This is a genomic window from Nostoc sp. (assembly GCF_036919675.1).
Classification (GTDB): domain Bacteria; phylum Cyanobacteriota; class Cyanobacteriia; order Cyanobacteriales; family Nostocaceae; genus Nostoc.
Map to the genome: position 1 here is coordinate 1 of NZ_JBALCP010000011.1, position 13,582 is coordinate 13,582.

The 13,582-nt window shown below is 43.2% G+C and carries 12 protein-coding genes; 6 read left to right on the forward strand and 6 right to left on the reverse strand.

Going from position 1 to position 13,582, the window contains the following annotated elements; all coding sequences use genetic code 11:
* A partial coding sequence (locus tag V7K49_RS00835; protein ID WP_335204132.1) for an FG-GAP-like repeat-containing protein occupies positions 1-2,273 on the forward strand: 2,273 nt, incomplete at its 5' end.
* A gap of 192 nt (positions 2,274-2,465) precedes the next feature.
* Here the strand turns inward: V7K49_RS00835 and V7K49_RS00840 are convergent.
* Positions 2,466-3,923, reverse strand: a complete 1,458-nt coding sequence (locus V7K49_RS00840) for a protein adenylyltransferase SelO (RefSeq protein ID WP_335204133.1) — start codon at positions 3,921-3,923, stop codon at positions 2,466-2,468.
* A 123-nt stretch (positions 3,924-4,046) separates the two neighbouring features.
* On the opposite strand from V7K49_RS00840, the gene V7K49_RS00845 reads away from it, so the two are divergent.
* A complete protein-coding gene (locus V7K49_RS00845) occupies positions 4,047-4,724 on the forward strand; it encodes an SMI1/KNR4 family protein (protein ID WP_335204134.1) in 678 nt (225 codons plus the stop codon).
* Positions 4,725-4,748: 24 nt separating this feature from the next.
* Here V7K49_RS00845 and V7K49_RS00850 read toward each other — a convergent pair whose 3' ends face one another.
* Both V7K49_RS00850 and V7K49_RS00855 read right to left on the reverse strand, forming a co-directional pair.
* Positions 4,749-5,213 carry a hypothetical protein gene (locus tag V7K49_RS00850; protein ID WP_335204136.1) on the reverse strand — a complete coding sequence of 155 codons (465 nt, stop codon included), beginning with the start codon at positions 5,211-5,213 and terminating at the stop codon, positions 4,749-4,751.
* Positions 5,214-5,728: 515 nt separating this feature from the next.
* Entirely contained in the window at positions 5,729-6,304 is a 576-nt protein-coding gene (locus V7K49_RS00855; RefSeq protein ID WP_334869539.1) for a GNAT family N-acetyltransferase, read from the reverse strand.
* 386 nt (positions 6,305-6,690) lie between these two features.
* On the opposite strand from V7K49_RS00855, the gene bioB reads away from it, so the two are divergent.
* Complete coding sequence (gene bioB / locus V7K49_RS00860; protein ID WP_335204141.1) at positions 6,691-7,698, forward strand: biotin synthase BioB; 1,008 nt, start codon at positions 6,691-6,693, stop codon at positions 7,696-7,698.
* A 108-nt stretch (positions 7,699-7,806) separates the two neighbouring features.
* Here bioB and petL read toward each other — a convergent pair whose 3' ends face one another.
* Entirely contained in the window at positions 7,807-7,902 is a 96-nt protein-coding gene (petL, locus tag V7K49_RS00865; RefSeq protein WP_273765714.1) for a cytochrome b6-f complex subunit PetL, read from the reverse strand.
* 231 nt (positions 7,903-8,133) lie between these two features.
* Here petL and aroB point away from each other — a divergent pair, with 231 nt between their 5' ends.
* Complete coding sequence (aroB, locus tag V7K49_RS00870; RefSeq protein WP_335204137.1) at positions 8,134-9,246, forward strand: 3-dehydroquinate synthase; 1,113 nt, start codon at positions 8,134-8,136, stop codon at positions 9,244-9,246.
* 411 nt (positions 9,247-9,657) lie between these two features.
* On the opposite strand, the gene V7K49_RS00875 is transcribed toward aroB, so the two are convergent.
* Positions 9,658-10,125 carry a GAF domain-containing protein gene (locus tag V7K49_RS00875; RefSeq protein WP_334869544.1) on the reverse strand — a complete coding sequence of 156 codons (468 nt, stop codon included), beginning with the start codon at positions 10,123-10,125 and terminating at the stop codon, positions 9,658-9,660.
* A gap of 628 nt (positions 10,126-10,753) precedes the next feature.
* Positions 10,754-11,068: an S-layer protein gene (locus V7K49_RS00880; RefSeq protein WP_335204138.1), complete on the reverse strand. Its 315-nt coding sequence runs from the start codon at positions 11,066-11,068 to the stop codon at positions 10,754-10,756.
* 672 nt (positions 11,069-11,740) lie between these two features.
* Here V7K49_RS00880 and V7K49_RS00885 point away from each other — a divergent pair.
* Positions 11,741-11,980, forward strand: a complete 240-nt coding sequence (locus V7K49_RS00885; protein ID WP_335204139.1) for a hypothetical protein — start codon at positions 11,741-11,743, stop codon at positions 11,978-11,980.
* 91 nt (positions 11,981-12,071) lie between these two features.
* Positions 12,072-13,475, forward strand: a complete 1,404-nt coding sequence (locus V7K49_RS00890; RefSeq protein ID WP_335204140.1) for a tyrosine phenol-lyase — start codon at positions 12,072-12,074, stop codon at positions 13,473-13,475.
* Positions 13,476-13,582 lie beyond the last annotated feature (107 nt).

Genomic DNA, 13,582 nt, shown 5'->3' on the forward strand with positions numbered 1-13,582 from the left:
CGTATTCAGTAACAGTGGGAGACTTCAACGGCGACGGCAAGCTCGACTTAGCTACCGCTAACCGCTCCAGCAACAACGTCTCAGTGCTGCTAGGCAACGGCACAGGCGGCTTTGCCACCGCCACCAACTTCACCGTCAATGGTCCCCAGTCAGTAACAATGGGAGACTTCAACGGCGACGGCAAGCTCGACTTAGCTACCGCTAACCACTACTACAACAACGTCTCAGTGCTGCTAGGCGATGGCACTGGCGGCTTTGCCACTGCCACCAACTTCACCGTTAATGGTCATCCTGTGTCAGTAACAGTGGGAGACTTCAATGGCGACGGCAAGCTGGACTTAGCTACCGCTAACCACGCCAGCAACAACGTCTCAGTGCTGCTAGGCGACGGCACAGGCGGCTTTGCCACTGCCACCAACTTCACCGTCGGCAGTAATCCCCGATCAGTAACAGTGGGAGACTTCAACGGTGACAGCAAGCTCGACTTGGCTGCCGCTAACGCCAGCAGCAATACCGTCTCAGTGCTGCTAAATGTTAACCTTGCCCCAGTCACCACCGCCACCAACACCGCCCTCGCCTACACCGAAAACGACCCCGCCACAATCATCGACGCTGGCATCAGCGTCAGCGATGCCGACTCCCCCAACCTCAGCAGCGCCACCGTCAGCATTACTAACGGTTTAGCTAGTGCAGAAGATATTCTCGCTTTCACTAACCAAAATGGCATTACTGGCAGTTATACCAATGGTGTCTTAACCTTAACTGGCAGTGCCACCGTCACCCAATATCAAACTGCACTACAATCTGTTACCTATCAAAACAGCAGCGAGAACCCCAGCACCACCGCCCGCACCATCAGCTTTGTCGTCAATGATGGCAGCTTAAATAGCAACCCTGCTACCCGCGACATTGATCTCACCGCCGTTAATGATGCACCCACAGATTTGGCGTTGGATAAGACTGATGTCAACGATAAAGCAGCAGCCAACACCGTCATTGGCACATTCAGCAGCACCGATCCAGATCAAAACGATAATTTCGCATACAGCTTAGTTTCGGGAATTGACGATGTTGATAATAATGCCTTCACTATTGATGGCAATACCCTCAAAATCAACAATTCTCCCGACTTTAAAACTAAGCCTAGTTACGAAATCCGCGTCCGTACCACTGATGATGGTAATCTCACCTTTGAGAAGGGGTTGACTATTAATGTTAATAATGGTGACGAAATACCCAACCGTCTGACTAACCCGGATGATGATGTCTTCAACATTCAAGGTGAGGATGTCACAACCAAACTGGAAATCAAACTCACTGGACACAATTCTCAGCTGGTGAATGAACTGGGTTTATTTACTGTTGATGATGATAAAGGTACGATTAACGGTATTGCTCCTGGTGCTGAAGGTTATGCTAAAGCTGCTTTAGAACGTTCAAAGGTAATTTTATCTGCGATCGCTAATACCCCTAATGGGTTTGATACTAATAATCTCAGCAGGCTGCTGGAATTGAATTCTGGTCAGAATTTTAGATTCTTATTAGTCCAAGACGGTACGCTTGATGCTGTACGCAACAATCCTAACTCTATCGGAAAATTACTGTTTTCTAGTGTCTCAACCCAAAAAATTATAGATTTAGGTAATGATGGTTTCTCTCTAGCTTGGAAGGATACTTCTGGTAAAAGTGCCACAGATTTTAATGATTTGGTGGTGAAAATTAACCAAACAAATCAAGCTTTACCTTTGGGTACAAATCTCCAAGGTCAATTCCAAGGGGAAGTAATTGATTTGCGAGATGTCAAACAATCAGTCAAAGCTGAATTTAGCGTTTACAGAGAGGCGTCTTACAACGATTACGTCGGCTTTTATCAGGTAACTGATGAAAATGGTGGGATTGATACCAATGGCGACGGCAAGGCTGATATTCTCACGGGACAGGCTGGTTATACTCAGGCTGCTGTGCGTGGTCGGGTTGCTGGTATTGATTTGACTGCGAGTAATCAAGCTACTGCTACTTCCACTGCTACTTTCCAACCTGGTGCGATTTTTGTTCCCTTTATTATTGTTAATGGTAGACCTGATGCACTTTTAGATAATAATTCTAATAATGATCCGACGGTTTATTTCCCCTTCTTGGGTGCTAATTCTGATCAGTCGGATCACATTCGTCTGTTAGCAAGTAACACCTTTGGCTTTGAGGATTTGCCTGGTGGTGGCGACAAGGATTTCAATGACGTGATTATCAAAGCTAATTTGACAACTACAATTTAGTCATCTTGAGAGAAGACCGCAGTGGCTCTCTTAAAAAAGCGGAGATCAATAAGTGCCTAAAAGTGCCTAAAATCACAACCAACTACTTTTAAAATCTCCTCTGAGGAATTACTTAGTATATTGACAAGAAAGCAGGGAAGCAGAGGGGCAAAGGAAAAAAATATTTTCGGTACAAGCCTTGCCCCTTGCAAACTATCTCCTAGACTGAATTACCTTGATTAACTCATAAAAAGGTTGCCAATTATCTTCCTGAGCAATTGATTCCCAAATAGATTCAATCACAGGTCTTAATAATACCGTTTGCGGATTATTAACTGTTAGAGTTTCGGCAATTACATCGATGTGATCGCACTCCAAATCATTCAAAATTTGATGATACAGTATGCACCAATCATCAAAAATTCCTGACGCACCCGGTACTGGTACAATATCTGAACTGTTCATCACAAAACCTGGTTCATCTCGCCATTTAGATGAAAAAGTACGAGCCATCTCATAAAAGAATTGGTGATAACCAACTTGGCTCTCTTTCAAGAATTCAATCGTTAGATTCAAGAGTTCGTCAGCTTCTGGATGTAGCAAATCCTCAAAACCCAACTTTTTCAACATCAAAGAAGTGTATTCGGCTTCATAATATTCACCAAACCTGACTAATGCAGCTTCCATTTCACCTTTATCAATAATCGCCTTTAAAGGTTCTTGGAGCATTTGTAGATTCAGTTGGCAAATACTTGGTTGATTACCGTAACAGTAGCGTCCAGAATAGTCAAAATATGCAGCTATAAAGTAGGGATTATAACTAGGGATAAACGCATAAGGTCCATAATCAAAACTTTCTCCGCTAATTGACATATTGTCAGTATTCAGGACTGCATGACAAAAGCCAGCAGCCATCCACTGCGCTGCTAATTCTGCAACTCGTTTCACTAATTCGGCGTAAAACAAGGCATATTTATCTTGTTCAGCACTTAAGTGTGGATAATACTGCTCAATTACGTGGTCTAACAGCTTCTTAGTTAAATCTGGACGCTGGAAATAGTGCAGTCGCTCAAAAGTGCCAAACCGAATATGAGAACTGCTCATTCTGACCATCACAGCTGAACGGGTAGGCGAAGGTTCATCGCCCCGCCAGAGTGGTAAACCTGTTTCAATCATGCTCAGACAGCGCGAGGTACGTACACCCAAGTAGTGCAGTGCTTCCGCAGCCAGAACTTCCCGCACTCCACCTTTGAGCGTGAGCATACCGTCGCCACCACGGGAGTAAGGCGTTCTCCCAGAACCTTTAGTGCCAAAATCGTACAATTCGCCATCATTGGCGCGTACTTGCCCGTAGAGAAAGCCTCTACCATCACCCAACTGTCCGTTATATTCACCAAATTGATAGCCGTGGTAACGCAGTGCCAACAAGGGTTTACGCCCCTGAAATTTCCCAAAGGCTGTGATAAAATCTTCGTCTTTGACTAGTTGGGGGTCTAAACCTAAACGGGGCAGTAGTGCATCGTTACGCCAACGCAGGAGGTGTTGTGGAAATTCCGCTGCTGCAACCTCATCATAGTAGTCATCGCCTAGAGATTCCAAGGCGCTTTCGTAGTTGAGGGTGAGAAAAGGATTGCTAGAATTCTTGTAGTTTGGAGTTTCAGCCAGAGTCATTACGAGCAAAGCTTAATTCATTCTTCCCTTAATACTACCTCTGGCTTCAAACATCAGCATAGACGCAAAAAGCGACCCATATCTAAAATATGGCAGCGCCACCATCAAAATCTGGAGCGCATAATGGATAAAGTTTTACAATTCAAAAAAAAGTTGACTCAATTAGCTATTTTAGACGCTACATTTGAGGTTTTTGGCTCACAATCACACCAATATCAATTTAAACCTCGCTTGATTAATAAAGATATTCAAGTGTTTGAATCCAGATACAATATTACGCTACCAGGTGAATATCGAAACTTTCTCTTAGAAGTTGGTAATGGTGGTGCGGGGCCAGGATACGGCTTATCTGGACTGTCGGGAATTGAATATGAAGATGTCATCCCAGAAAAACTATACCACGAGAACTACGAAATTCTCTCTAAACCATTTCCTTTTACAGAAGCATGGAATGATTTGGATATGATTGTCAAGAATAATACAGGTTTTATTACCAACAATGATGCCTACTTCGATGATAAATTCATCCAGGGCACTCTTCCCATTACAAATTATGGTTGTGGAATTTATGGGATGTTAGTCATTACCGGGGAGCAGTCAGGAAAAATCTGGATAGATGACCGGACTAATGATAATGGAATATATGCTGCTTCTTTGAGTTTTTGTCATGCTTTCCATAACGCTGACCCTGATGATTTTCATCCAAATAGCGATGAAGATAAGCCTTTGAGTTTTTCTGATTGGTATGAAGACTGGCTCAACCGAAGTTTGCAGCAAATCCGCCAGTCTTCCGAAACTTAACCTTAATTAAATAAAACTGATTTTTTACTTTTTAATTGGTTGTGGTGTTGATGGAGTAACTCCTACTGAGTTTGATGTTGGTTGTGATGGCTGTGAAGATAGAATTTGTTTTACTTGCAGGTTATAAGTTTGCAAAATTGATTGAACCTGTTTCTGTTGATCTTGATTCAAATCTAAAGATTTTAACACTATTCTGATTCTCTGACGGGATTGCAGTGCTGCTTTAAATTTAGTAGTTTGGGACGGGTTTAATAGAGCCTTAATATCCTTATCTCTTTGCTGGCGAGCCACTTTGATTTGCAGGCGCTGTTGGTCTGTGAGTTTCATTGTCTGGTGTGGTGCAGCACTACTCTGAGTTTTTGAAGCTGGTGTAGGTGGTGTAGTGACAGAACTTGGAGGTGTTGCTGCCAACACAACTGCATGTAAGATTGTAGCAAAGGCGAAGATAGTAGAAAAGACAGATAAGCGCTTTATAGAATTAATGGACATTTTGAAAAACTCCTCAATCATTTAATAAAATTGGACACATCGGCTAAAACGAACCTTGGTAATTGAGCCGGAGAGTGAACAAGCATTACTATTGCATTTGCTTGTGGAGTTGTTGTGTATTTATTATGGATTTACGATGAATTTATAAATATTGCTAACTGATGTCTCGAATTTGTTAATTAGCTGTGTATAAATAAACATAATACCCAGATATCCAATTTATCTGATAAGTTGGGGATCTATCTCCTAATGTTTTATCTTTCAGTAAGTTGAGCTACTTAAAACAGACTAAATAACAAAAATTATAAGGATGTCGGTTAGTAAAATTCAATCGCTAAGGAGAAGACCGCGCTAACTCACTAGAAACTTTAATTTATTTACACCTAGTACAGCACAGCGTAAATAAGCAGACCATTAAAAAGCCCTAAAGAGCTTATTCCATAATACTTTTGACTTTTGACTTTTGACTTTTGCCTTGCGGTACTAACTACTTATTTTCTTAGAAAAATAGCTGGTTAAAATTTAGGTGTTTGCCAGTTAGGATTTGTCAGACTCGTGAGAATATGATCTTCCCATTGCCCATTAATTAACAAATAGTCTCTAGCATATCCTTCAATGACAAAGCCTAGTCTTTTAAGTACATTGCCACTGCGCCGATTGTGAGGCATATAATTAGCCATGACTCGGTGAAAATTTAACTCTTGAAATAGATATTGAGTTGCGGCTTTTAGTCCTTCTGTCATGTATCCTTTACCTTGTTTACTTTCAGCAAGGCTATATCCCACATAGCAAAAATGAGCGGCTCCTCGGACAAAATTACTAAAATTGATAGTTCCAATAATTACAGTCGGATTTTTTTTGGTAAAAATAAATAGCTTTAACGATTGACCATTAAGAAATTCCAGAAAACTATTCTCTATCTGATATTGCCAATATTCTTCAGTGAAAAAACCATCAGCCCAAAGAGGGTAGAATGGAGTCAGATAAGTTTTATTATGAATAAAGTATTTGAGAATTAGGGGTATATCTTCATGGATAGCCGCTCGTAAGAACAGGCGATCGCTTGTAATTAATGGCAGTTCTGATATCATAAACTACTTAATCGACGGGATCTCTTTCCAGAACATTCACTAGATTTTGTAAATTCTCTCATACCTGCGGTTTAGCAGCAGTGAGATTAGCTGTATTATTATGTTCCAATTTGGATAATCAGTGGTGTAGGCATAGGTCTTTTGCCAAAAACGCCATCCTTTTGCTTTACTTGCAGGTGAGTATTTTTGCTGGTAATCTGTCATTCAACCAAAATCTTGATAAGCTGATGTCTAATATCTAGAGCGGAAGGATTGAGAGCCAATGGGTAATAAAGCGCAGTGCGTGGCATAACTTCAAGAAAATCGCTTTGCCCAAACGCGGTACCGCAGGAAATTCAACCAAAAGACAGCTCTTGATTAACCCAGTCTACAAGAAGGATAGTGATGTGGTGGGAATACGCTACGATTGGCAGGAATTAGAGATTCGGGCGATATACAACGCGCCATTGCTAGAGCTTATTTATCAAGCTGCTAGCGTGCATCGCCAATATCATGACCCAACAAAAATACAAGTTTGTAAGCTCATATCGATTAAAACGGGAGGTTGTCCAGAAGATTGTAGTTACTGTGCCCAATCTTCCCGCTATAAAACAGAGGTAAAGGCGCAAGCACTCCTAGAAAAGGAAACGGTAGTTAGCATTGCTCAAAAAGCTAAAGAAACTGGTGTTAGTCGCATCTGCATGGGTGCTGCTTGGCGCGAAGTCCGGGATAACTCCCAATTTGAGGAAGTCCTGGAAATGGTCAAGGATGTAACCGCAATGGGTTTAGAAGTGTGCTGCACGCTGGGTATGTTGACAGCAAATCAGGCTAGGAAATTGGCAGAAGCCGGACTTTACGCCTACAACCATAATTTAGATACCTCGCAGGAATATTACAGCACAATTATTACCACAAGGACATATAGCGATCGCTTGAACACAATTGAGAATGTCCGTCAGACAAATGTTACTGTATGTTCCGGCGGTATCCTTGGTTTGGGCGAAACTGTTGATGACCGGGTTGGGATGTTACAAACTTTGGCAAACTTACATCCGCATCCAGAGTCAGTGCCAATTAATATTCTTTCACAAGTACCAGGCACACCCTTAGAAAATCAGCCTGATGTTCCCATTTGGGATATTGTGCGGATGATTGCCACAGCCAGGATTTTAATGCCAGCTTCCGATGTGCGTCTTAGTGCTGGTAGGGCTAGACTTTCTGAAGTAGAACAAGCTTTCTGCTTTATGGCAGGAGCCAATTCTATCTTTTCCAGTGACGACAACAAGATGTTGACAGTGACTACTCCCTGTCCAGATTACGATACTGACCGAGAAATGCTGAATTTACTTGGTTTAGGAATGCGTCCGCCTTCTCAAAGGCAGGAGAAAATGGCAAGTCCAGCTGTTGTGGGATAAAAATCTTTTTGTGGGATGGGCGTCTCGCCCGTCCTTAGTAAACTGAGGGCAGGCAAGACTTCGGCGTGAGCGCTCAGTCGAACGCTGCCCGCCCCACAAGAGTCTTGGTTAAATTATCTTGGCAGTCCGCAGACCGAAGAACAGAGCAAGAGCCAAACCAAAGAACAAAGCTAAAAAGCCGATGTAAGCTGCAATTGCAAACATTTATTTTTCTCCACAATACTTCCTAAATCTATTGAATCATTAGTTGTTGGGCATCGGGTATTGGGCAATTCAATTTTGGATTTTGGATTGATGATTTTAGATTAAATTTCAATTCTTTAATCCAAAATCGTTCGACTGAGCGTAGCCGAAGTCTAAAATCTAAAATTCTTACATCCCCACTCCCCAGATTGCGATAGAATACAGCCCACTGGCGCTTGTTTGGGGTGGGTAATGACTTCTGTAATTAATGTAAATTTACCAGAGCAGTCTTATGAGATTGTGATACCTGCGGTAAGCTCCGCTAACGCACCTTCGAGTTTAGATCAACTGGGTCAACAGATGGCTAGTCTCAAGCTAGGCAAGAAGGTATTGCTAGTTTCTAACCCGACGATTTTAAAACATTTTGGGGAAAGAGCGATCGCATCCCTGACATCTGCTGGATTTGAAGTTGCTAGCTGCACCTTACCACCTGGTGAACGCTACAAAACCCTCAATTCCATCCAAAAACTCTACGATATCGCCTTGGAAAACCGCCTAGAACGTTCTTCTACGATGGTGGCTTTGGGCGGAGGTGTAATTGGCGATATGACTGGCTTTGCCGCCGCAACTTGGCTGCGCGGCATTAATGTTGTCCAAGTGCCTACCACTCTCTTAGCGATGGTGGATTCGGCAATTGGTGGCAAAACTGGCGTGAATCATCCCCACGGAAAAAACTTGATTGGGGCATTCCATCAACCGCGTCTAGTATTAATTGAGCCAAATGTGTTAAAAACTCTTCCTATGCGCGAGTTTCGGGCAGGAATGGCAGAAGTTATTAAGTACGCCGTAATTTGGGATGCTGAATTGTTTGCCCAATTGGAAGCAAGTAAACGCCTCGACCAACTCCGCTATGTAAAACCTGAGCTAATAAATTTCATATTAACGCACTCTTGTCAAGCTAAAGCTGATGTTGTTGGCAAAGATGAAAAAGAAGGCGGATTACGGGCGATTCTCAACTATGGACATACCATCGGTCATGCAGTGGAAAGCTTGACTGGTTATCGGCTGGTGAATCACGGTGAAGCAGTGGCTATTGGCATGGTAGCAGCCGGTCAAATTGCTGTGGATTTGGGACTGTGGCAAAAGGAAGACACGGAACGTCAAAATGCTTTAATTCAAAAAACTGGTTTACCAACTCAGTTACCATCTGGGGTGAATATTGAAGAAATTATTCAGGTGTTGCAGTTAGATAAAAAAGTCAAAGCAGGGAAAGTGCGGTTTGTTTTACCAACGGAGATTGGTGTAGTGACAGTTACCGATGAGGTGCCATCGGATATCATTCGGCAAGTGTTGCAGGCAATGTAAAAAGTAAAAAGTAAATCCCCCAGATAACTTGAGGCGGCATAACGTCCGCATTAACTGGGGCGCGTGCTTTTGGCGTGTCCGCCCTCGAACACATATAGGACTTACGCAAAAAACCTTTCAAACTCTTATTCCTCCGTGTCGCGCCAGTTGCTTCTCCCTACAGCCCTTCGGGCATCCTACGGCAGGCGCTAGCCTCTCCCATTTGGCAGAAGGGGAGAGGCTGCGCGTAGCTTGCTTCCCCGGAGGGGTACAAGTCGGGGAACCGCAATGGCGCACTGGCTTCTCTGCGTCGCGCCAGTTGCTTCAAGTCGGGGAACCCGCCCAACGCACTGGCTTCTCTGTGGTTCGATTTTCCATTACCTGTGCGTAAGCTTTGGCATAGTTAGGCAGGTTAATTGATTGGATCATTGATCACGACGGTATGCGGTATGCGATTTTTCTTATCAATGGCGCTACCGCCTCCATCAGCTCGACGTTTATGTCGCTTATTGGGATTGGGCAAAAGTCGAAGTGACAGATCGTCCCGAACATCTTGCCGTCTTCATCCAGCAGTGGCACGCCGCAGTAGGATTGCACCTCTTGCCACTTCGGGTGGCCGCGAACCCGGTCATCTTGGAGCGAGTCAGGTGTCGTGAACGTGCCGCGGCTGCTACGGACAAAAACGCAATATGAGGCCATCACCGGAATGTCCGGCGTTAACTTTTGCGTCGGATTCTCCCGGTCGAAAAAGCAAACGTTATGTAGTGTTTCTTCATCGAACCGATACAGCGCTGTGAAGCGATGCTCGGTCAGTCCGTTCAAGAAGATGACAGCCGCGCGGATATCTTGGCGGCCGAGAATGGTCTTCAGTTCGCGCAAGGAATCTGCAAGGTTAACCATACACGTCACGCCTAACTATTTATTGGTTATTGGATTGACTTTTTACATATAGCACCCGAATAGAGTGAACTATATTGCGAGGAGAGCAAGGTATCTCCCTCCTGGGTTTAAATACATTGCAAGATGTCTATCATAGTATACCGATAGAGGTAAATTCATCAAAAGTGCGTCGTTGCACCCCAACCAGACGTTTTAACTCTCAATTCGATAACTTTTTTGTTTGCTGGTATCGTATAGGTAGATTGATTCAAGCTACAAAGCCCTCTATAGCAATCCTAAATCATTTGTGAAAATTACATATCTCTTTCTTCTTTCTTCTCTTTGCGTCCTTCTCTAACGAGACCCTTCTCTACGAGAGGCTGCGCCAACGGCAAGCTCAGGGCATCGCGCAGCGCGTTGACGGAAGCCTCTCGTAGAGATGGCGGTTCGTTTCCTTATCTATATTTTTCAGGACTCATTGAAGACTGCTATAACCTATTTACAGCAGCTTTTATTTATTTAAACCACACGATAAAGGCGCTTTTTTTTGCCTCTGTTGCTCTCAACGCCCATCGAAATTTCAATCGGCGGCTTTTGTTACTCAAACTTCTATCTGCGTGAGATTTTCATATTTTTAGTCATCAACGCCCTACTCTTGAAACTGCTGTTTTTTCTGCGGTTGCTGTTGGTTATTTGTTGGTTGCAGTTTTTGAAATAAAGCTGGTGGTGTTGCCTTGCGAAATGCACCGCAGTAGTGCATAGTCATAACTGCTTTAAAAGCCCAATGGTCTGCTGGCACATCACTAAAGGGATTTGGTAAAGTTTCTGCTTGATTTTGGACACAAGCATTCAAAACTTGATTCGATTTTGCTGAAGTGTCGATAGTAGGTTCTTGAGATTTAACAGGAGTAACAAAGCTAGTAGTAGTTAGCACTACGACTGTTACCAGAAGTTTGCAGTTCATAATTTGAGTTTTCTAGGGATGAAAGCCTACCCTATCTTAGTTCCCAGGCTGCTACCCAGGAACTAGAATAACCTTGCTAACATTAAGCGTTAGCAAACATTGTAAGCATTACTAATAGAACAACTAATGCACTGATCCAAAGGGCTAACGATCCCCAACTAACTGAATCTTTTTGTACTCTTTGCCAGAAATTGGCGACTAAATTATTCCGAATTGCCATTTTATAACCTCCAATTTTTATGAAACTTGTACTGACTCAATGCATTAAGCCTGCATTGAGTAAAAAAAAAGTTCATCTTTGGGGGTATCAGCCTTGATTTGCTGATTCCCAGAGATTAACCAACAGAGATTTAAATTAATCCATGCAGCGATGTCTCCGACGGGCTACACCTACGCCAATGCATATGTCTCAACGCATTACTAATCTAAAAAACAAACAAAAGTTTACAAAAAAATATTTGTTGATGCTTAACTTGATTGTCCCATACGTAAGTGTTTACACTCGAAAATTTGGTGATTTTGAGAGAATTCTTAATGTTGTGTTAACCACGGATAAAAGTTAGTGTTTTTCAAATCACAAACTACGTAAATAGTGACTCTGTTTCACTTTCACTCGTGATTTATCTAGACTTGAAAATAGACACAATTAACAGTGAGATTGGTAGGTAAATAATGGTGCAACAAATAAGACATAATGAACCGCAATATATCTGTATGATTCCAGTTGAGAGAATTACAGCTAACCAAGACGAAGAAATCATCACCTTTGGTGTATCTGCCGACGAGGCAAAAAAACAAGGTGAGGAATTATTAGCATCTACCTATGGTTGTAATAAATCGCAAGTTTTGGAATTGATGCAGCAAGCACGAATTGAACCAATAGCTCAGTGGTGTGCCCCTAAAGAGCGCTAAAACTAGTTATGACGGTGTTGGCAACAGCAAGTATAAGCAACCAAAATGGTATGCAAATATTCGGCTAACCTGCATGAAGGAGAATCAATCTATGACCGACGCCAAGCAAACTTCCCCGCGCCGCCGTCGCTCTTGGGCAGAGCCATATAAAATCAAGGTGGTTGAGCCATTAAAAATCACTACTCGCGCTGAACGCGAACAGGCGATCGCCCAAGCCGGTTACAATACTTTTCTGTTACGTTCTGAAGATGTCTACATTGATTTGCTGACTGATAGCGGCACCTCAGCCATGAGCGATTACCAGTGGGCGGGGATGATGCTGGGTGATGAAGCTTACGCCGGCAGCAAAAATTTCTACAATTTAGAAGCAACCATCCAGAAGTATTACGGCTATCGCCATATTGTGCCCACTCACCAAGGGCGTGGTGCAGAAAACATCCTTTCTCAAATACTAATTAAACCAGGTGACTACATACCTGGCAATATGTATTTCACCACAACCAGGCTGCATCAGGAGTTAGCAGGCGGTACCTTTGTAGATGTGATTATTGACGAAGCCCACGATGCCCAATCACTGCATCCATTTAAGGGCAATGTAGACTTGCAAAAGCTCACAGACCTAATCGAGCGAGTCGGGGCAGAACGTATTCCCTATATCAGCGTCGCCGGAACTGTGAATATGGCTGGCGGACAGCCGATTTCAATGGCTAACCTGCGGGCGGTATATCAGTTAGCCCAAACCTACGGTATCCGCATTATTCTTGATGCCACCCGCGCTGTGGAAAACGCTTACTTTATCCAGCAGAGAGAGGAGGATTATTCCAACCAGGCGATCGCAACCATCTTACATGAATTTTGCTCTTATACCGACGGTTGCACCATGAGTGGCAAGAAAGATGCACTAGTTAACATCGGTGGTTGGCTGGCTCTGAATGACTATAACCTTTACGAAGAAGCACGTAATCTGATAGTAATCTATGAAGGTCTACATACTTACGGTGGTATGGCTGGGCGGGATATGGAAGCTATGGCACGGGGTATAGAAGAGTCAGTTAAAGATGATCATATTCGTGCCCGTGTCGGGCAAGTTGAGTATCTTGGACAAAAGCTTTTAGATTGGGATATTCCAATTGTTGTACCCATTGGTGGTCATGCCATTTATTTAGATGCCAAACGCTTTTTACCACAAATCCCCCAAGACCAATTTCCGGCACAACGTCTAGCAGCAGAACTGTATCTAGAGGCAGGCATTCGAGCAATGGAACGGGGGATCGTTTCCGCAGGGCGCAGCAAAGAAACAGGCGATAATTATTATCCAGAGTTAGAACTAGTACGTTTGACTATTCCACGCCGCGTTTACACCCAAGCTCACATGGATCTGACTGCTGAGGCAGTTGAAGAAGTTTATTATAATCGCGATCGCCTACGCGGACTCAAAATGATTTACGAGCCAAAGTATCTCCGCTTCTTTCAAGCAAGATTTGAATTGCAGTAAAGGGGGCATTAGGTATAGAACCCATTTGGGATCTGGTGTACCGGGAGATTAAAAGTATTTTTTATTACTTATGTACTCAAGCAGTTTAACAGATGAAGAGTGGTCAA